At 61.9% G+C, this 17,089-nt stretch carries 19 protein-coding genes and 2 pseudogenes; 11 read left to right on the top strand and 10 right to left on the bottom strand.

Annotated features, from left to right (window positions below; translation table 11 throughout):
- Nucleotides 1–68: 68 nt before the first annotated feature.
- Nucleotides 69–1,070 (top strand): tRNA dihydrouridine(20/20a) synthase DusA, encoded by a 1,002-nt coding sequence (gene dusA / locus RWJ89_RS05650; protein WP_316030677.1) that lies wholly within the window; start codon nucleotides 69–71, stop codon nucleotides 1,068–1,070.
- A 39-nt stretch (nucleotides 1,071–1,109) separates the two neighbouring features.
- Here the strand turns inward: dusA and RWJ89_RS05645 are convergent.
- Nucleotides 1,110–1,224, bottom strand: a pseudogene (locus tag RWJ89_RS05645) (tRNA-dihydrouridine synthase); the annotation flags it as partial.
- A gap of 66 nt (nucleotides 1,225–1,290) precedes the next feature.
- Complete coding sequence (locus tag RWJ89_RS05640) at nucleotides 1,291–2,247, bottom strand: S1C family serine protease (RefSeq protein ID WP_222042824.1); 957 nt, start codon at nucleotides 2,245–2,247, stop codon at nucleotides 1,291–1,293.
- 564 nt (nucleotides 2,248–2,811) lie between these two features.
- Between RWJ89_RS05640 and RWJ89_RS05635 the strand changes: the two genes are divergently transcribed.
- The 3 genes from RWJ89_RS05635 to RWJ89_RS05625 all read left to right on the top strand — a co-directional run bounded on the left by RWJ89_RS05635 (nucleotide 2,812) and on the right by RWJ89_RS05625 (nucleotide 4,380).
- Entirely contained in the window at nucleotides 2,812–3,648 is an 837-nt protein-coding gene (locus tag RWJ89_RS05635) for an alpha/beta fold hydrolase (RefSeq protein WP_077978533.1), read from the top strand.
- A 43-nt stretch (nucleotides 3,649–3,691) separates the two neighbouring features.
- Nucleotides 3,692–3,973, top strand: a complete 282-nt coding sequence (locus RWJ89_RS05630; RefSeq protein ID WP_077978534.1) for a hypothetical protein — start codon at nucleotides 3,692–3,694, stop codon at nucleotides 3,971–3,973.
- Nucleotides 3,974–4,170: 197 nt separating this feature from the next.
- Nucleotides 4,171–4,380, top strand: a complete 210-nt coding sequence (locus RWJ89_RS05625) for a hypothetical protein (RefSeq protein WP_131619898.1) — start codon at nucleotides 4,171–4,173, stop codon at nucleotides 4,378–4,380.
- Between the two features lie 312 nt (nucleotides 4,381–4,692).
- Here RWJ89_RS05625 and RWJ89_RS05620 read toward each other — a convergent pair whose 3' ends face one another.
- Nucleotides 4,693–5,583, bottom strand: coding sequence for a hypothetical protein (locus RWJ89_RS05620; RefSeq protein WP_168337790.1), 891 nt, complete (start codon nucleotides 5,581–5,583; stop codon nucleotides 4,693–4,695).
- A gap of 181 nt (nucleotides 5,584–5,764) precedes the next feature.
- Here RWJ89_RS05620 and RWJ89_RS05615 point away from each other — a divergent pair, with 181 nt between their 5' ends.
- The gene (locus RWJ89_RS05615; protein ID WP_077978536.1) at nucleotides 5,765–6,256 is read left to right on the top strand and encodes a BA14K family protein; all 492 of its coding nucleotides are present in this window, start codon (nucleotides 5,765–5,767) and stop codon (nucleotides 6,254–6,256) included.
- 272 nt (nucleotides 6,257–6,528) lie between these two features.
- Here the strand turns inward: RWJ89_RS05615 and RWJ89_RS05610 are convergent, their stop codons facing one another.
- The 3 genes from RWJ89_RS05610 to RWJ89_RS05600 are packed head-to-tail and all read right to left on the bottom strand — an operon-like array spanning nucleotide 6,529 to nucleotide 9,525.
- Nucleotides 6,529–7,461: a DUF3313 domain-containing protein gene (locus RWJ89_RS05610; RefSeq protein ID WP_316030676.1), complete on the bottom strand. Its 933-nt coding sequence runs from the start codon at nucleotides 7,459–7,461 to the stop codon at nucleotides 6,529–6,531.
- 40 nt (nucleotides 7,462–7,501) lie between these two features.
- Entirely contained in the window at nucleotides 7,502–8,854 is a 1,353-nt protein-coding gene (locus RWJ89_RS05605) for a sensor histidine kinase (RefSeq protein WP_131663781.1), read from the bottom strand.
- Nucleotides 8,854–9,525 carry a response regulator transcription factor gene (locus RWJ89_RS05600; protein WP_316030675.1) on the bottom strand — a complete coding sequence of 224 codons (672 nt, stop codon included), beginning with the start codon at nucleotides 9,523–9,525 and terminating at the stop codon, nucleotides 8,854–8,856. The genes RWJ89_RS05605 and RWJ89_RS05600 overlap by 1 nt, the downstream gene beginning before the upstream one ends.
- A gap of 138 nt (nucleotides 9,526–9,663) precedes the next feature.
- Between RWJ89_RS05600 and RWJ89_RS05595 the strand changes: the two genes are divergently transcribed.
- Nucleotides 9,664–9,810 carry a hypothetical protein gene (locus RWJ89_RS05595; protein ID WP_165940264.1) on the top strand — a complete coding sequence of 49 codons (147 nt, stop codon included), beginning with the start codon at nucleotides 9,664–9,666 and terminating at the stop codon, nucleotides 9,808–9,810.
- Nucleotides 9,811–9,826: 16 nt separating this feature from the next.
- Here the strand turns inward: RWJ89_RS05595 and RWJ89_RS05590 are convergent, their stop codons facing one another.
- On the bottom strand, nucleotides 9,827–10,369 hold the full coding sequence (locus tag RWJ89_RS05590) for an NADPH-dependent FMN reductase (protein WP_316030674.1): 543 nt from the start codon (nucleotides 10,367–10,369) through the stop codon (nucleotides 9,827–9,829).
- Between the two features lie 163 nt (nucleotides 10,370–10,532).
- Here RWJ89_RS05590 and RWJ89_RS05585 point away from each other — a divergent pair, with 163 nt between their 5' ends.
- The 3 genes from RWJ89_RS05585 to RWJ89_RS05575 are packed head-to-tail and all read left to right on the top strand — an operon-like array spanning nucleotide 10,533 to nucleotide 13,137.
- Complete coding sequence (locus RWJ89_RS05585) at nucleotides 10,533–11,534, top strand: ABC transporter ATP-binding protein (protein ID WP_131663636.1); 1,002 nt, start codon at nucleotides 10,533–10,535, stop codon at nucleotides 11,532–11,534.
- Entirely contained in the window at nucleotides 11,531–12,331 is an 801-nt protein-coding gene (locus RWJ89_RS05580; protein WP_131663637.1) for an ABC transporter permease, read from the top strand. The genes RWJ89_RS05585 and RWJ89_RS05580 overlap by 4 nt, the downstream gene beginning before the upstream one ends.
- Nucleotides 12,332–12,333: 2 nt before the next feature.
- Nucleotides 12,334–13,137, top strand: coding sequence for an ABC transporter permease (locus RWJ89_RS05575; protein WP_131663638.1), 804 nt, complete (start codon nucleotides 12,334–12,336; stop codon nucleotides 13,135–13,137).
- A 24-nt stretch (nucleotides 13,138–13,161) separates the two neighbouring features.
- Here RWJ89_RS05575 and RWJ89_RS05570 read toward each other — a convergent pair whose 3' ends face one another.
- Nucleotides 13,162–13,683: a winged helix-turn-helix transcriptional regulator gene (locus RWJ89_RS05570; RefSeq protein WP_316030673.1), complete on the bottom strand. Its 522-nt coding sequence runs from the start codon at nucleotides 13,681–13,683 to the stop codon at nucleotides 13,162–13,164.
- 243 nt (nucleotides 13,684–13,926) lie between these two features.
- Here RWJ89_RS05570 and RWJ89_RS05565 point away from each other — a divergent pair.
- A pseudogene (locus RWJ89_RS05565) lies at nucleotides 13,927–14,019 on the top strand (O-methyltransferase); the annotation flags it as partial.
- Nucleotides 14,020–14,088: 69 nt separating this feature from the next.
- On the opposite strand, the gene RWJ89_RS05560 reads toward RWJ89_RS05565, so the two are convergent.
- Complete coding sequence (locus RWJ89_RS05560) at nucleotides 14,089–14,709, bottom strand: TetR/AcrR family transcriptional regulator (protein WP_131642597.1); 621 nt, start codon at nucleotides 14,707–14,709, stop codon at nucleotides 14,089–14,091.
- Nucleotides 14,710–14,842: 133 nt separating this feature from the next.
- Between RWJ89_RS05560 and RWJ89_RS05555 the strand changes: the two genes are divergently transcribed.
- Nucleotides 14,843–15,874: an aldo/keto reductase gene (locus tag RWJ89_RS05555; protein ID WP_131642598.1), complete on the top strand. Its 1,032-nt coding sequence runs from the start codon at nucleotides 14,843–14,845 to the stop codon at nucleotides 15,872–15,874.
- Nucleotides 15,875–16,159: 285 nt separating this feature from the next.
- Here the strand turns inward: RWJ89_RS05555 and RWJ89_RS05550 are convergent, their stop codons facing one another.
- Nucleotides 16,160–17,035 carry a bifunctional helix-turn-helix transcriptional regulator/GNAT family N-acetyltransferase gene (locus RWJ89_RS05550; protein WP_131663639.1) on the bottom strand — a complete coding sequence of 292 codons (876 nt, stop codon included), beginning with the start codon at nucleotides 17,033–17,035 and terminating at the stop codon, nucleotides 16,160–16,162.
- Between the last annotated feature and the right edge of the window lie 54 nt (nucleotides 17,036–17,089).

The raw sequence follows: 17,089 nt of genomic DNA, 5'->3' as shown, positions 1-17,089 counted from the left end.
CGCGGTAATGGATTAGCGGCGGTGACGGCGCCGTGCTTGCCTCGGCAACAAGGAACAATGGAACATCGATGACGCAGAAGAGGCCGATTTTTGCGGTCGCCCCGATGATCGACTGGACGGATCGGCATTGCCGCTATTTCCACCGGCAGATCAGCCGCGAGGCGCTGCTCTATACCGAGATGGTGGTGGCCGATGCGATCATCCACGGCCCGCGCGACCGGCTGCTCGGTCATGACGCCGCCGAGCATCCGCTGGCGCTGCAGCTCGGTGGATCGGACCCGGCAAAGCTTGCCGAGGCGGTGAAAATCGCCGAACCCCACGGTTATGACGAGATCAACCTCAATGTCGGCTGCCCCTCCGACCGCGTGCAGTCGGGCACCTTCGGCGCCTGCCTGATGCTGACGCCGGAGACGGTGGCCGCATGCATCGCGGCGATGAAGAGGGTTGCGACTGTGCCGGTGACGGTGAAATGCCGGATCGGCGTCGACGAGCAGGAGCCGGAACAGGCGCTGCCCGAGCTGATCACCCGCGTTCTAGACGCCGGCGCCGACGCGATCTGGATCCATGCGCGCAAGGCCTGGCTGAAGGGCCTGAGCCCCAAGGAGAACCGCGAAATCCCGCCGCTGGATTACCAGATTGTCTACCGGATGAAACAGCGCTGGCCCGACGTCTTCATCGGCATCAACGGCGGCATCCGCACGCTCGACGAAGCCGCCGTCCATCTCGACCATGTCGATGGTGTCATGCTCGGCCGCGCCGCGTATCAGAATGCGGCGATCCTAGCCGACATCGACCAGCGCTTCTTCGGCGCGCCTGCAAGCGAGCCGGACTGGGAGGCCCTGCGTGACCGGATGATGGCCTATGCCGAACGCCACATCATGAGCGGCGGCCGGTTGCAGCACGTGGCCCGCCATATGGTCGGCCTCTTCACCGGCCTGCCCGGTGCCCGCCGCTACCGCCAGATCCTCTCCACCGATGCCGCGAAAAACGGCGCTGGGCCGGAGGTGCTGGCGGCAGCCTTTGCGGCGGTGGATTTTTCGGGGACCGAGCAGGAGCCGGTCAGCGCCTGACGCGAAGTGGTGTATTGTCGTCACGCTCCGCTCTGGCGGTTCGCGAGGGCCGCGGATGATCACATCGGCCACCACCATCTCGGTATAAAGCAGCGACCGCCCGGCTGATCTGCAGGTGGAAATACCGGCAATGCCGATCCGTCCAGTCGATCATCGGGCCTACGGCGAAAAGCGGAAACGCCGCGTGCGCCCCGCCTTTTCTTGCGAAATCTGCGACGAGTCACGACCTGGCCATCGGCAACAAAATCTTCTTCTCGATCCGGCCCGCCACCGAGAACACCAGGATTTCCGTATCCCTGCCGATCCTGCTGCCATCCATCAATCGGACGATATCATCGACACCGCCGACCGGGCTGCCGTCGATGGCGAGGATATAGTCGCCCTCCTGCAGGCCTCCCTTCGCCGCCGGCCCGTCCGGCTCGACGCGGCGGATGCGCACGGATGTCGTCTGCACCGTGCCCGCCGCAAGGGCCACCCGGCGCGGCAGCACGATCGTATCGCCTGATATGCCGATGAAGGCGCGCCTGACCTGCCCGTAACGGAGGATTTCCGAAACGACGAAATTGGCTGTATTCGACGCCACCGCAAAGGCGATGCTCTGCGCGCCCTGGATGACGGCAGTGTTGACGCCGATGACCTCCCCGCCCGAAGACACCAGCGGCCCGCCCGAGTTGCCGGGATTGAGCGCCGCATCGGTCTGGATCACATCTTCCATCAGCCGGCCGCTGGCCGCCCGCATCGACCGGCCGAGCGCCGAGACGATGCCGGCGGTAACAGTCCATTCGAAGCCGAGCGGGTTTCCGATCGCGATCGCGATATGGCCCCTGCGCAAGCGCTGAGAATCTCCGAGCTTCGCCCAGGCGCCGGTGCTTGTATTGGCGCGAATGAGGGCAATGTCGGTATCCACATCCCGGCCGAGCACGCGGCCCTCGGTGACGAAGCCGTCAGGCGTGGTGATGCGGACGACCTTGGCGTCATCGACGACATGGTTGTTGGTGATGATCAGGCCGTCAGGCGAGACGGCGAAGCCCGACCCGTGCCCCTGCCGGCCGCCCACCCTCTCGATCCGGCTGACCGCCGGCCCGACGATGTCGATTGCTGCTGCGATCGATTGCGAATAGGCATCGATCAGCGCCCCATCATTCTGAGGCGCTATGTCCTTATCCATGTAACCCATGATTTATCCTCAGGCGGCAATAACGGCCGTCCCGCCGCCGGCAAAGCCGTCGCGGTTGCGACGGTCTGCCATGGCGCTGTTGTATGAAGATTAGATGGTTGGGCGATGAACCGCGTTCAAGTGAGCGCCGGCAGCAGCATGCACGCGGCGGCAGAACGGGAATACACCTACCCCGGACAGATATATTGAACTACCCGGACGGATATATTGAACGAATATCAAAAAAATGGCTCATTACAGACGTTCGCCGCGTCCCTGACGGACTAGCCTGAGGTGGCCAACAGCCGAGATATCGTGGATTAAAAGAATGTTCGCAGTGCAAAGCAGCCATGCGAAATGGGCGGGTTCACACCCATCCTCTCGGAAACATACAAACTTCTGTCATGTCAACAGAATAGAAAGAAGCATTCAATAAGCACATCAACATATTCGGGTTGATCAGGCGCGACCTTCTTGCCCCTGGCCTCCGGCCCAACGGCGCTCGTGGCCTTGTCAATTCTGCAGGCAACGGCGCAAACTTCTGACCGCATTAATCCAACCAACCCCAACCAACGGAGCCAAAAGATGAGCACGGTTACCACCAAGGACGGCGTCGAAATCTTCTACAAGGATTGGGGGTCGAAGAGCGCCCAGCCGATCATGTTCCATCACGGCTGGCCGCTATCCTCCGACGACTGGGACGCCCAGATGCTGTTCTTCCTCGAGAAGGGCTATCGGGTCATCGCCCATGACCGGCGCGGCCATGGCCGCTCGACCCAGGTGGGCGACGGTCACGATATGGATCACTACGCCGCCGATGCCGCAGCCGTCGTCGAGCATCTCGATCTCAGGAACACCGTCCATGTCGGCCACTCCACCGGCGGCGGCGAAGCGACCCATTATGTCGCCCGCCATGGCCAACCACAGGGCCGCGTCGCCAAGCTGGTGATCATCGGCGCCGTGCCGCCGATCATGGTAAAATCCGAAGCCAATCCCGGTGGCCTGCCGATCGAAGTCTTCGATGGCTTGCGCAAGCAGCTCGCCGCCAATCGCGCGCAGTTCTATTACGATCTGCCGGCCGGTCCGTTCTACAGCTTCAACCGGCCGGGCGCGAAGGTCCTGGAACCGGTCATCAACAATTGGTGGCGCCAGGGCATGATCGGCGGCGCCAAAGCGCATTACGACGGCATCAAGGCCTTTTCGGAAACCGACTTCACCGAAGACCTGAAGATCATCACCGTGCCGACTTTCGTCATGCATGGCGACGACGACCAGATCGTGCCGATCGCCGACTCTGCCCTGCTCTCGTCCAAGCTCCTGCAGAACGCCACGCTGAAGGTCTACGAGAAATTCCCGCATGGCATGTGCACTACCCACGCAGACATCATAAACCCCGACATCCTCGCCTTCATCAAAGGCTGATCCATGCTGTTGCCGGGCGCCGATCAGGCGCCCGGTCGCCACAATGGCTTGCCATCCTCCACGCCGGCGTTCTGGCCACGTCGATCGATTGACAGCCAGTGACGCATTTTCCCATGAAACCGTTTTCGCCCATTTGCGTTTAGCGGCCATGAAAAGAGAACGTGAACCCTCATCAAAGGCTTACCGGCAGGATCGTTTCGAAAACACCGAGCGAGCCGCCAAGGAAACCATCGAGGCGGAGCAGCGGGCCCGCCGCGAAAAAACCAAGCGGCTGAAAGAGCTGCGCCTGGCGCAACAAAGCGGCCAGGATCCCGCAACCAAGTAGATCTCACGCTCACACCATCCGTCCGGCCGACGCCTTGATCGGTCTCATCTCGTGCCGCCGCCCTCGCCCGCATCTTCTCGCGCGGCCAAAATTGTTTTTTGAATTTCGGACCTTCGCCCATCTTGCAGAGCAAAGATCGCGAAATTATCTTTTTTTTCACGAAAGCGATTCACGGCATCCAAAAAGGGCAGATTGCGATGTCAGACAAGCTGTTTAGCACACGTGACGAACCGCTCGCCTCGGAAGACCTCGATGTGTGCAGGCGTGTCCATGAATCTCTCTGTAGCGGTCTAAAGATCGACAGAGCAGGCAAGGAGGCCGACCGTCTTGGCGCCCTCATCATCGAGCTTTACCGCCAAGGTGTGCATGACGAAAGCCAGCTCCGACTGCTGGCCGGCGGAAGGTGAGCCTGATAACGCGCCTTCAGGTTCAAAAGGCCTTTCACCATCCCGTTCGCTCGCCAATGCTTTAGCCATGGACCTGTTGACAGCCCGCACCAGCGCCGTCCGGTGAGGGCCAGCAGGTTGTTGGCGTAGGCGGCGAGTTCGAGGGGGCCGACATACATACGCAACGGCCGGCAACGAAGCCGGGTCTGGAGCCGCGGGCAGTTGCACGGCGGCAGTGGCCTGATCCAGCGCCATGTCGCCGACGACAAGCAGCATTGCCCCGTCGTCGAAGGAGCAATGAATTCGGCAAATCCCAAGGTTCCTCAAGGAGGATTACGGGTTCGTTGTCGTCTCGGTGCTTGTGGCAGAGGTCTCGGTTTGGTCAATACTTTGGGCGGCTTCAGTGGTGTCCGCTGTGACTTCCATTCCAGTCTCAGAGGTTTCCTCAGCCGCGACCGGGTCTGTCGTCGCGCTCCCGTCGGCCGTCTCGCCGGTCGCTGTCTCGGTCTCTGCTGCCGGGGTTTCCGGTGTCGGGGCGGCTGCCGCCAAGGCGTCTCTCATCTGGTCGATCGTTCCGATAGCTGTTCCGACACCGAGCGTCTCCTGTGCCCAGCCCAAAGCCTCCGGCGTGACCGTGCCTGTCTTGGTTGCGGCGGCCAGCGCCGCAGTCAGGGCGGCATCGCCCAATACCGGATCGTCGGCCGGTGGCGCCACCCCGTTGGTGAGTTCATATTGAGCGTACGCCGTGCTGAACGCGGCAATCGCGGCCATCCGAGGATCAGCCGTTTTCATGAGAGCATGGAAGTTGCGCTTCAGCGAATTGAGACCGGCAAGCTCTGCTGCTGGCTTCTTTGCAGGTTTTGTCGCCGGCGCTTTGGCGATGGTCGTCTTTTTGGACGTGCCCTTCGTACTGACAGTCTGCTTGGCCGATTTCGTCTTGGCGGCCTTGCCCATGCTTCCGGTCCGGCCACTTTCTGTCTTCCCCCTCGAGCTGGCGCTGCCCTTTCCGCCGCCGCTATTGCTGCTGCCGCCTCCATGACCTCCGCCGCTGTTTCCGCCGCCGTGGCCACCACCACCGCCACCGCCACCGTTGCCACCACCATTGCCACCACCGTTGCCGCCTTTCGCGAAAGCAGGCGAGAAATCGGTGAAGGTGATGTTGAGAGGTGCAATCGCGAAGCTCGTCGAGAGACAGAGAACACCGAGAATTCTGGAGAGCCGCATGCTAATCCTTCCGACATGCACAGGAGTGCCGTTACATCTCGGTCATTGATGCGGCCCATCCATAAAGATCTAATTGACTATCTACTTTCAATTTGAACTTGTTGCTGAATTTCCCAAAATGAACCATTCCCCTTCCCCTGCGTTATCCCCTCGATACATCCGTTTACCCAAGGTGAGTGAAATGAACAGATTCGCCATCATTGCCCTGTCGATAGCGACGGCCTTCTCCGGAATGCCGGCCTCGGCAGGCCCGGCGTTCATGCCGAGCCCGGTGCAATCGGCGCAACCGGCGCCGCAAAGCGCCGATGCCCGCATCATGACCGTTGGCTGCAATAACTTCACGAACTGCCCGGGTCAGTTCAGCAATAATCGCAGGTGGTATCGCAACCGCCACTATCGCAACCGGGACTACTACCGCGACCGAGACTACTACCGAGACGACCGCTATGGCTGGGATCGTCGTTACGATCGCCGGTATCGCCGCCACGACAACACCGGCGCCATCATCGGCGGTCTGGCCGCCGGCGCCATCATCGGCGGCATCCTCGCTTCGCAGCCGCGCGCACGTGCCTATAGTTCGCATGCGGACTATTGCTACAGCCGATATCGGTCCTATCGCGCCTCGGACAATACCTACCAGCCGAACTACGGCCCACGCCGTCAGTGCCGTTAACCGGTCCACCATTTAGCAACAAGCCTCGCAACAAGATGCGGGGCTTTTTGATGCCTGTGCCGAACCAACTCGCCCGCTTCCCTCCGACAGACCCGATCAGATCAAGCTGTATTTCTGGCTGCGGCCTGGCGTCGTCGTCTGACGTGAAGCGCGACGGATTTCTAGACGGACGGAGCACAAGCCTTGCCCGCCTTTGCTCCGTCCGTCCCCTCAGCCTGGGGCGGGCTGAGTGCTGATCGCGACGGCTTGTCGGGCGCCGCCACCGGATTCTCTCAATAGGTCGCGGCCGATTTTGGCTTCTTCTCGGTCCATTGCGGCGGCGCGCCGTATTTGGCGGCCACGGCGCCCATCAGTCCGGGCGGGCGGCCGAAGGCGTCGCAGGCGGCGTATTTCGGTTTGCCGCCGAGCCAGGATTTCATCCGCTGCCCCGAGGGCAGCGAGACATCCAGTCCCTTCGGCTCCTTGCCTTTGATCAGCATGCGGGAAAACTCGCTGCTGAATTTCGAAGCCAGGCTATAGGCGTCGCCGACTTCGGAAACGCGGGGATTGTTCTGCAGCGAGTTTGCACCACGCGACCAGACGATCGCCGCCCGCTGTACGCCACCGCTGTCGACTGCCTCCGCCTCGACCGCCAATCCGCCGAGGCCAGCCGGCAGGCGGGGCACGCTGACCGGCAGCATGAAACCGGTGCCGACGGTCACCACGGTCGAAACACCCGCCATCGCCTTGTTGGTCGGCACGATGTCGGTGACGACGGAGCGGATTGTCAGGTCTGCCGGCTGGCCGGCAGAGACCAGCTGGTATTTGTCGCTGAGCGAAATGCAGAGTGCCCGGTCCAGAGCATTCGCCACCATCACGCGATCGGCGTCCGACTTGACGCGGGTCGCGGCGTTGAAGGCGAAGGTCGTCGGCACGATGCTCACCGTCTTTGCCGGGCTAAGGCGCGTCCCATCGACATAAACGCGCGATTTCGACAGCTTGCCCTTCGGCGCGCCGAGATTGCCATAGGAAGAAAGCGTGCCGGCCTCCTTTAGCGGCACCGAGCTGCACCCGGCCGCGGCCATGGCGAACGCCACCGGCAGAGCGAGGCACAAACCTCTCGACCCCACGGGGAAGGAAAATGGGAATGGATTGCTGCGCACGCTGTCTGGCCTCCGTCGACGATGAACTCGAGCGAAAGTGGCCGTCGAGAATTGCCGCAGCATTACATCGTTTCCGTGAACGGTGCCGCCGGAGCAGGCGGGCTTATCCGAGGTCGATCGTTACCCGCGTCCCGACAGCGCTGCTCTCGATGCTGACCTCACCGCCATGATTTGCGGCGACCTGCTTGACGAGGCTGAGGCCGAGACCGGCGCCCCTGCTCTTCGGGGTGACGCGATAAAATGGCTCGAACACCAGCTCCCGATGTTCGGCCGGAATACCCGGCCCTTCGTCGGCGACCGTGATCGACCCGCCGCCGGAAGGTGAGCCCGACACAGAAACCGTGATCATGCCGCTGTTGCCTCCGTGGTCGATGGCATTGCGCACGAGGTTGCTCACCGCCCTCGGTAGCGCCGACGGGCTGCCCTTGCGTTTCAGGCTCTTGACCTCGCTCTGAAACGAAATCTGATAGCCGGCGGCAATCGCCAGCGGCGCCAGATCGGCAACCGTCATTCGGGCGATCTCGACGAGATCAACCATTTCGTCGAGATCGGCCGCCTGATCGTTGCGCTCGAAATCGAGCAGTTGCTCGGCCGCTTGCGCGAGCCGCGCGACGTCGTCGAGCAGCCGCTGTCGCTCGCGCCCGTCGGGCATGCCGTCGATCCGCGTCTGCATGATTGCGATCGGAGTCCGGAGTTCATGCGCAGCGTCGAGCAGGAAGCGCTGGCGTTTCTTAAACTCGTTCTCAAGCCGCTCAAGCGTTCCGTTAAAAGCAATCACCAATGGTGCGATTTCCGTGGGAATACCATCCACCGGCAATCGGGCTCCTTGCCGGCGGGGTTCGATTTCCGCTGCCTTGCTCGCTATATCCTTCACGCCCGCCAAAGCGCGCGCTACGACGCGGGGGATGGTTAGAAAAACCCCGGGCAATGCGATGGCCAAAAGTGGTGTGTAAATGAGGTAGGTTTTGCCGAGTATTGCCAGAAATGCGGAGCTTCTGCTGGCGTTTCCGCCGTACATAACTCTGTACTCGCCTTCTGCCGTGTCGACACGGTCGATGGAGGCGACCTCGGTCGTACCAGACGCCCCTCGTATGTCGGCGTCTTTGATGAGGTAGACGTACCGGGCTAGGTCCGCATAGGGCGCCGGTATTACGCCGTAGGAGGCCGTTTCTCCACTGGGTGTTGCGACGAAAAACCAGAGCCTGTTGTTCTCAGTCTTGAACGACCTGAGACGCGGACTATCAGCTATGACGATCCTGCCCTGCGAGTCACGCGTAAGAGCTTCCTCGAGGGCTGCAGTCAGCTGAACCTGCATTCCTTCATTGGGCGAGAGGATGCTGGTGGCGTAAATGCAAAGCCCGATGATGACAGTCGCAACAACAGCCACGAAAACGATACTGAGCTGCCAGCTGAGCGTCCACCAGAGTGAAAGGTTCGACTTGGTCGCCTCGCGCATCATTCTTCCTTCATGAGATAGCCGACGCCGCGGATATTGTGGATGGTCACGCCGGCGGAGGCGTCGATCAGCCGCTTGCGCAGCCGCGAGATATGCGCGTCGAGCGCGTTCGACTGAATTTCCTCTTCGTAGTTGTAAACCGCCGCTTCCAGCGTCGAGCGCAGCACGGTCTTCTCCTTGCGCCGGGCAAGGGCTGCAAGCACCAGAAGTTCGCGCCGGGGCAGATCGAGCGGCACGGCATCGACGGTGACGCTGAGATGCAGCGGGTCGATCACCATCCGCCCAGCCGTGATCTTGAGTTCAGCCAGTTCAGGCGATCGCCGCAGCACGGCCCTGAGCCGCGCCATCAGCTCCTCGACCAGGAACGGCTTTCCGAGATAGTCGTCGGCCCCGAGGTCGAGGCCCTCGATCCGCTCCTTCGGTTCGTTCAGCGCCGTCATCACGATGATCGGCGTATCCTTCCCCGTCCGCCTGAGCTCGGGAATGAAGCTCAGCCCCTCCCCGTCGGGCAGGCGCCGGTCGAGCAGGATCGCATCATAGAGGTTCTGCCGCGTCAGCTCGACCGCATCGACCAGATGCACCGTGTGGTCGGTAACGATCCCATGTTTGCCGAGTGCGACCGACAGCGCCGCGGCCAACTCCCTCTCATCCTCTATCAGCAGTATCCGCATCGCCCGTCCATTACCTCGCTCTCCCCTCTGTCCGCCACAAGGGTTGCGGCAGCATTGCGGAGCTTGCAAGGCGGCCGGTCATGCTGCTGCAATTGTTGAGGTCCAGCACAAGAATATTCGCGGCAGCTGGAGATCAAGATGATCCGACATATCCTTCGTCTCCTGACGAGACACTTCCTCTCCGCTTTCATCCTCGCCGCGCTGCTCGCAGCCCCGCTCGTCATTCTGCACACGCTTCACGAAAAGACGGCATTCGAGAACGGCCTGCTGATGGACGTCCGATGATGCAGCGAGCGGACCCTCAGGCGGTCTTACTGTCTGCCGTGCAATAGGCCGAGAATGCCTGAAGATAGGCCTGCACCTTGGAACGGTTCTCCGCTGCCTCAATGGTGTTGAACACCTCGGCCGGCTCCAGCTTCATCAAAGGAAGCCTGAGGAAAATATCGCCCGCGAACCGGTCGGTGATGGTCGCAAGAACGGTGCGAAGACCCGTCAGCATGCCGTCGCCGCGATGGGATGCGTGCAGCAGGGCGATCGGCTTATGGACGATCTCATCTCCCGATACGAGCCAGTCGATCGCATTCTTAAGGCCGCCGGGGATGGATCGGACATATTCCGGGCTGGCAATGATCACCCCATCGCTCTGAGCGATCGCATCGATGAAATTCCGCACTGCCTCCGGCAGATGCTCTCCCTCGAGATCGGGCGAGAATACCGGCAACCGCCCCACGCCGTCGAAGATCGAAATCTCGATCTCATTTGGCGCTACGGCGCGAACAGCCTGCAGCATGGCGGTATTGGTGGAATTGCGCCGGGCGCTGCCGGATATCGCGAGAATCTTCATGACCCTAACAGGAAATGATTGATCATGGCTGTCAACGCAAAAGGCTACGCTAGACCGATTGAGTAACGCCCCCAAAAGCGACTTTTGCTTGAACTGGCCGAGCCTCGCGTTAGCCTGGATGCTGCTGCCGAATCGGCTGGAATTACCCCTTGAGGAAATACACATGTCGGCTTTGATCGAGGCGCGGGGCGTCAGCAAACGCTTCCGGCAGCACAAGCGATTTCCGGGCCTGCTGGGCGCCTTGAAGACGCTGGTGACCAACGAATATACGGAAGTTCTGGCCGTTTCCGACATCGGTTTCGACATCGCGGCCGGCGAAGCCGTTGGCTATCTCGGCCCGAATGGCGCCGGCAAATCGACAATGATCAAGATGATGACCGGCATCCTGGTGCCGAGCGACGGCACGCTCTCGGTCCTCGGCCGGACACCACATCTGCGGCGGATGGACAATGCCCGCGAGATCGGCGTCGTTTTCGGCCAGCGCAGCCAGCTGTGGTGGGACCTGCCGCTGGTCGACAGCTTTACCCTGCATCAGCGCATCTACGACATTCCCACCGCCCGCTATGCGGATAATCTCCGACGCTTCAGCGAGTTGCTTGATTTGACGCCCTTTCTCGACCGCGCGGTGCGCCAGCTCAGCCTCGGTCAGCGCATGCGCGCCGAGATCGTGATGTCGCTGCTGCACGACCCCAATATCCTCTTTCTGGACGAGCCGACCATCGGGCTTGATGTGGTCGCCAAGGACGCCGTGCGACGTTTTCTCGCCGAGATCAACCGTGAGCGCGGCGTCACCATCATCCTCACCACCCATGACCTGCAGGACATCGAGACCATCTGCCCGCGGCTGATCATGGTCGATCATAGCAGGCTCATCTTCGACGGCGAGTTGAAGAGCCTGCGCGCGGCATTGGGTTCGGCCCGGCGGCTGACACTTGAATTTGCCAGCGACCCTGGACCGCTGCCGTTGCGCACCGCGGCACTCGTCAGCGATGAGGGCCTGCGCAAGAACTATCTCATCGAGCGTGAAGACGTATCGCTGGTCGCAATCCTGTCGGAGGTCGGCAGCGGGCGCGGCCTCAAGGATGTGGCGCTGCACGAGCCCGACATCGAAGAGGTTATCCGCACCTTCTACCAGCGGCGCAATGCCAAGGCTCTGGCATCATGAGCGCCTATTTCGCCTTCGCCCGCAGCTCCTTCCATTCGCAGCTCGCCTACCGCAACGAAGTATGGGCCAATATCTTCGGCAAACTCGTGCAGGTCTTTGCGCGTGTCGCCATCTGGCAGGCGGCCTATGCCGGCATCGGCGGCATCGTGGTCGATGGCGTGTCCCTGCAGCAGATGGTGACCTATGCCCTGCTCGGCGGCGCCGTGATGGGCGCGACCCGCCCTGAAAGGATCATCGGCGAAATCGGCCGGTCGCTCAAGACAGGCGATATCGCAGTCTGGCTGCTCAAGCCCTTGTCCTATCCGCTCTATCTTTTCGCCAACGAATGCGGCAGCTTTGGTTACCGCCTGATGACCCAGGTCATTCCGACCATCGCCTTTACCGCGTTGTTTTACGGCATGCTGCCGCCGGCGACCCTGTTCGATGGCTTGATGTTCATCGCCTTCTGGGCGCTGTCCTTTACGCTGCTGTTCCTGATGTCGGCGCTCTTCGGCCTCGTCGCCTTCTGGCTGATGACGAGCTTCTCGCTGGACTGGATCCTAGGCGCCCTGCTGCAATTGTTCTCAGGGCTACTGATACCGTTCTGGTTCTTCCCCGAACCGCTGGCCACGATTGCCCGCCACCTGCCCTTCGCCTGGGTGGTCTATTATCCCAATGCGGTCTATCTAGGCAGGCTGTCCGCGGCCGATGTCTGGCTGCATCTCGGCCTGGGCCTTGCCTGGGCCGCGCTGTTCCTCGCCGGCGTTCTCTGGCTGTGGCGCAGCGCCTCCACCCGCATCACCGTGCAGGGAGGTTGATCGTGCTTATTCATCACCTTCGCGTCCTGCCGCTGCTGGTGCGGATGCATGTCCGCTCCCAGATGGAGTATCGCGGCGCTTTCTGGCTCGACCGTCTTGCGCAGATCCTTTCCTATGGCAGCGTCTTTGCCACCATCGGCATCCTGCTCGCCCGCTTCGATACGCTTGGCGGCTGGACCTGGCCGGAACTGGCGCTGCTGTTCAGCTTCCAGCTGCTGGCTTACTCGCTCGGCGCCGCGATGAGCTTCGTGCAATTGCGCGACCTCGAAGAACTGGTGCGGCTCGGCACTTTCGACACGCTGTTGGTCAAGCCTTTCAGCCCCTGGGCCTATCTGGTTTTTTCCGGCCTCAATATCGGCTATGCCGGCCACGTCATCCTGGCGGTCCCGCTGATGGGCTGGGCCGTTCTGTCCGTCGACTTCGCCTGGTCGGTCTGGTCGGCATCGTTCTTTATTGCCGCGCTCCTCAGCGCGACGCTGCTGACCGCGGCGCTCATCACCATGATCGGCGCCACGGCGCTGATCTGGGTGCGCTCCAACCACCTGTTCTCGATCTTCTTCGGCTTTTGGGAATTGACGCGCTACCCGCTCAACATTTTCCCCGGCAGCATCCAGACCATCCTCATCACGGCGGTCCCGCTCGCCCTCACCAGTTCGGTCCCCGTCGGCGCCCTGCTCGGCAAGCCCATCCCGATCCTCGGGGACTGGGCCGGGCCGGTGGCTCTCCTCGCCGGCCCGATCTGGGTGTTGATATCAATTGCCTACTGGCGATATGCCACCAGCAAGTACCAGGGTGCCGGCGGCTGATCGAGCCGACCGACTTCCTCGATATCAGTATGCCTGCGACAACGATCTCGCGCGGACCTCGAGGAATGCCGCAGTCAGCTTAGCGAGCACCGGCGAAGTGCATGTACCGTTGGCGCCGCCGATCGGGTCGACGATGTGGATCTGCCGGAGATCCTCCATAAATTCGTCCCACAGCGGCGGCCCGCCTTCTTCGAGAAGCTGCGCACGGATGCTCAGCTCCTCGCTCACAGGCAGATGCCGCCGTCCCCAGGCGCCGATCATGGCAAAGACCGGCACGAGCTGGATCGCTGGCTCCGCCAGGCTGTAGATCGCTTTCTGGCTGTGGCTCGGGTCGTCCCGCTTGCTGATGAATCCGAGCGAAAGCAGACGCTTCAGCCTGGCAGCCAGAATGTTGGAGGCAATGCCCTCCTCCGAATGGGTCAGAAGATCGCGGAAATGGCGGCGGTTGCCGAACATGATGTCCCTGATGATGATGAGACTCCACCGATCGCCCAGCACTTCCATCGTCAGATTGATCGGGCAGCCCGAACGCAGTTCAATATCCACGAATTCTCTCCTTAAAACTGGTTGCAATATAGGATCACTTATGCGCCAATGCAACTAGTTTCGATCCGCAATCAGATGGAGGAGAGCAACATGTCCAAGGTCGATTCCTTCACGCCAGCGCATGCCGCAGGATGCCCGCGGCGGCAATGGCGATGATGACATCAAGACGGAAATCCCAATGCAAAAGATCCTGGCAGGTGCCGCTCTGAAGGCTGCCTGCGAAGGGGGTGTAAGTTTTGGGAGTGCCCCGAATACCTCGCCCGCGTGCACCTGCCTGCAGCCGGCTACCTCTCAACGCCATTCGAAGAGGATATCGAACTGTCGATGCGGACCTGATGACGCCAGGCCGTTGCCCGGCCGAGCGCACGTGCCGGCCGGGCGACGGCCTGTTTCATCGGCACATCTTCACCGCTGTACGGCGCCGTAGCGCAGCCCATCGACCAGCAGGGACACCATACGCCGGGCATGTTCGGACCCTTGGGCGTAGGCGTGCATGCTCAGGCTTGCGGCCGCATTCAAAAGATCCTCGGCCGCGATATCGGTGCGGACCTCGCCGGCGGCAGCGGCGGCGTCGAGAAGCGAGCGAAGGGCCGGCTGCAGCCGCTGCTGGAAGTAGGCGGGCAAGGCATCGAAGGCTGGGTTGCCGGAGTGCAGGGCCGCCGCAAGCCCGCGCTTGGCAGCGATAAAATCCACGAAACGCTGCATCCATCTGGCCAGCGCTTCGCCCGGCGCATGTTCGGCGGCAAGGATCGGCGCAGCGTCAGCGCAGGCGTCGATTTCGCGGCGGAAGACGGCAACGACGAGGTCGGAACGCTCGGGAAAATGCCGGTAAACGGTGCCGATGCCGACGCCGGCCTTCTCCGCGATCTCACGCACCGGGGCATCGACGCCGGAGGTCGCAAACACCGTCAATGCCGCCTGAAGCAGCCCGTCGAGATTGCGCTTGGCGTCGGCGCGCACACGCCTGTCCGCCCTTTCCCCGGGCTTCAGGCCGTCCTCCTGCTCTTTTCTGTCGTCGCTCATCATTCACTCACTTGCAAAACGGAACATTGTTCCGTATATAAACGGAATACGGTTCCGTTTATGCAAGCTAACACAGCGTGACGATGTTGGCCACATCGATGCGCACGAAGTCCGCCTCCCCAATAAAGGAACAGACATGCAATACCGCACGCTTGGAAGAACCGGCATCAAGGTCAGCCCCTATTGCCTCGGCGCGATGATGTTTGGCTCTGCCGGCAATCCCGACCACGAGGATTCGATCCGGATCATCCACAAGGCGCTCGATGCCGGCATCAACTTCATCGACACCGCCGATATCTACAGCCGCGGCGAATCCGAGGAGATCGTCGGCAAGGCGCTCAAGGGCCGGCGCGACGAGATCGTGCTCGCCACTAAAGCACATCTGCCGATGGGCGACGACCCGAACCGGCAGGGCAATTCGCGCCGCTGGCTGATCCGCGCAGTCGAGGATTCGCTCCGCCGCCTGCAGACCGACCATATCGATCTCTACCTGATCCACCGGCCGGCACCCGATACCGACATCGAGGAGACGCTGTCGGCCCTCACCGACCTGATACGGGCGGGCAAGGTGCGCGCCGTGGGATCGTCGACCTTCCCCGTCTCGGAAATTATCGAGGCGCAATGGGTTTCCGAGCGCCGCGGGTTGGCACGTTTCCGCACCGAGCAGCCGCCCTATTCGATCCTCAATCGCGGTATCGAACGCGAGGTTCTGCCCGCCTGCGAGCGTTACGGAATGGGCGCGATGGTGTGGAGCCCGCTGGCGATGGGCATGCTCACCGGCAAATACCGCAAGGGCGCGCCGCAACCCGACAGCGCCCGCGCCAAACGCTTCCCCAGGCAGATGAACGACGAGCGCCGGCTGGACGCGGTCGAACGGCTCATCCCGCTCGCCCAGCAGGCGGGGCTTTCGCTGGCGCACATGGCGATAGCCTTCACCATCGCCCATCCCGCCGTCACCTCGGCGATCATCGGCCCGCGCACGATGGAGCACTTCGACGATCTGCTTGCCGGCGCCGGGGTGAGCCTGACGGACGAAATCCTCGACCGGATCGACGCGATCGTCCCACCCGGCACCGACACCGGCCCGCTGGAGGCGGCCTATAACCCACCTGCGGTAACGCAGCCGAACCTGCGCCGCCGCCCGATAACGGAGCGCTTCGCCGCCTGACCGGCAGGGGTGAGGCCCGGTCCTGCAAAGCAGGAGCGATCGATCCAGTGAATCGATCGCAGGGCCGAACGCCCTGAGCCATGCGAAGGGCTGGGCAACGGCGGTGCCTCGCCCTCCCTCATTCCTGTGCCTGTCACATGAATCCAGCCACGGCGCGTCGGCGCCGTGAATGACTCTCATCCAAGCAACAAACTCTCTCGCGCCCAAGGACTTGGGCGCACTGGATTCCTGCGACGAGCACAGGAATGACGGAGGAGAAGTGGGACAGCTCAAAGCGAGCGTCACTTAAAGCCGCTTCTCAAAGAACGTGTCCGGGTATGGGTCGTCATTGAAACGCTCGATCTCATTCCAGCCGGTTCCGCGATAAAGCTGTGTTGCCTCGGGCAGCGCGCTATTCGTATCCAGGCGCAGGAGCTTGATGGATAGCTCGCGGGCGATGTTCTCGGCGGCTGTCATAAGGCGCCTTGCGAGCCCAAGGCCGCGCGCGGATGGGGCGACCCAGAGCCGTTTGATCTCCGCGACCTCGCCACCATTACCCTTCAGCCCGACACAGCCGATCGGCAAGCCATCCGACATGGCCACCAGGAACGCGCCGCGCGGACGGATCATATCCTTGGCGTCGGGATCGCGAGAAAGCGATACGTCGAAACCCTTCTCGAAGCGGCGTGCTAGTTCGCCATAGTATTCGCGGAGACAATAGCTGACGTCCTCGTGCCGCGGGTCTTTCTCCTCGATCACGATCTGCTCACGCCTCAGCGAGGAAGCGACGATATCCATGGCGCACAGCAGTTCGTCCGGGCGCCGATGGCGCGTCAGAAACGACTTCGCCTGCGCATTGGAAAGCGCTTCATAAGCCTGAAACTCGCAACGGCCGGTTTCGGTCAACCGGGCAACGCGGCGGCGCGCATCCTGAGGGTTCGGCACCGTCTCGATGAGACCCTCCTCTTCCAGACTGCGCAGCAGACGGCTCATCAGCCCCGAGTCAAGACCGAGATAATCGCGGATCACCGCAACATCCGATTGCCCCCGGCCGATCGAATTGAGGACGCGGGCAGCACCCAGCGGACGGCCGCGTCCGAGGAAAGACGTATCGAGAGCGCCGACTTCGGAGGTGACTGCACGGTTGAAACGACGGACACGAGCGACAGGATCATAAGTCATATTATCTGACTTTAGTCAGATAATTTCTCCTGTCAATTCGGAGCACTCAAAGGA

The sequence above is a fragment of the Rhizobium sp. 10PS4 genome, assembly GCF_032464805.1.
GTDB lineage: Bacteria > Pseudomonadota > Alphaproteobacteria > Rhizobiales > Rhizobiaceae > Rhizobium > Rhizobium laguerreae.
This window is presented reverse-complemented; position numbering and strand designations above follow the sequence as displayed.